The sequence below is a fragment of the Dubosiella muris genome (assembly GCF_004793885.1).
In the GTDB taxonomy this organism is placed as follows: Bacteria; Bacillota_I; Bacilli_A; order Erysipelotrichales; family Erysipelotrichaceae; genus Dubosiella; species Dubosiella muris.
This window is the reverse complement of record NZ_SRYG01000052.1, coordinates 1-1,209: the sequence shown is the minus strand read 5'-3', so window position 1 is coordinate 1,209 and position 1,209 is coordinate 1. Positions and strand designations below refer to the sequence as shown.

At 50.0% G+C, this 1,209-nt stretch carries 1 protein-coding gene and 1 pseudogene; both read left to right on the top strand.

Annotation, left to right across the window (positions count from 1 at the left end):
- A pseudogene (locus E5336_RS12495) lies at positions 1–653 on the top strand (hypothetical protein); the annotation flags it as partial.
- Between the two features lie 9 nt (positions 654–662).
- On the top strand, positions 663–1,022 hold the full coding sequence (locus E5336_RS12245) for an RpnC/YadD family protein (protein ID WP_135981389.1): 360 nt from the start codon (positions 663–665) through the stop codon (positions 1,020–1,022).
- Positions 1,023–1,209: the final 187 nt, after the last annotated feature.

Sequence of the window (1,209 nt, the reverse complement as noted above, 5' to 3'; positions counted from 1 at the left end):
CTGTGCTACAATGTAAGCACAAAGACACGTCTTTGGCGCAAGCTTTGCACGACACGTCGATGCAGTCCCAATACGACGCGGCGTGCAAGCGGCTGTTGTCCGAAAAAATCGTCCTCGCCTGGATTTTGAAGGAATGCGTTCCCGAATACCGGGAAGAAACGATTGACGACATTATGAACAAGTATATCGAAGGGACGCCGGAAGTGTCCTCGGTGCCGGTGCAAGGATCGCGCATCCAGGGAGGCAATACCGAGGATACGGATCTACACGAAGGAACGATTCGCTACGACATCTTCTTTCGGGCCCTGCTTCCCCAAGGGAAAGGCCGGCTGCTTTTGTTAATCAACGTGGAGGCGCAAAACAAGGAGAATCCCCAATACCCGCTCGTATCGAGGATGGTGTATCATCTGGCGAGGCAAACGTCGAGCCAGCATGGAGTGGAGTTCACCAACGACCACTACGGGGACTTGCAGAAAGTGTATTCGATTTGGATTTGCATGAACGCGCCAAAGCATCGGGCGAATTCGATGAACGTGTATGAGATAACGGAAAAACAAGTGGCGGGCCATGTGAAGCTGAAGAAGGCGGATTACGACTTGATGACCGGCATTGTGTTGTGGCTTGGAGATCCGGCATCGAAAGAGTACAAATGAATCTTCAAGATGCTGCACACGCTGTTGTCCAACAAGGTGGAGGAACCGAAGAAACGGCAGGTGCTGGAAGAGGAATACGATATTCAAATGAGTGAGAAAATGGAAAAGGAGGTCAGCACGATGTGTAATTTGAGTCAGGGGATCCTGGAACAAGGGATCCAGCAAGGAGTTCAACGAGGATTCCAACAAGGAGAAGAGAAAGGATTGCAGCGTGGAATACACCGAGGCCGCCAGGAACAGCGAATCAAAGATGAGCGTCAAAATATCAAACGAATGAAAAAGTTGCTGGCAGCCGGCATCGACAAAGCCACGATCGCCAACGTGTTCGACTGCTCTGTGGCAGAACTCGAAGCGCTATCGAAAAAGTAGCTGGAATTAAGCACGGAACAAGGAAAATCCAAAATACTCGCTCGTTGAGAAAACGTCGAGCCAATTCAATGACCGGCATCGAAAGAATACAAAGGAATCTTCAAGATGCTGCACACGCTGTTGTCCAACAAGGTGGAGGAGCCAAAGAAACGGCAGGTGCTGGAAGAGGAATACGACATTCAAATGA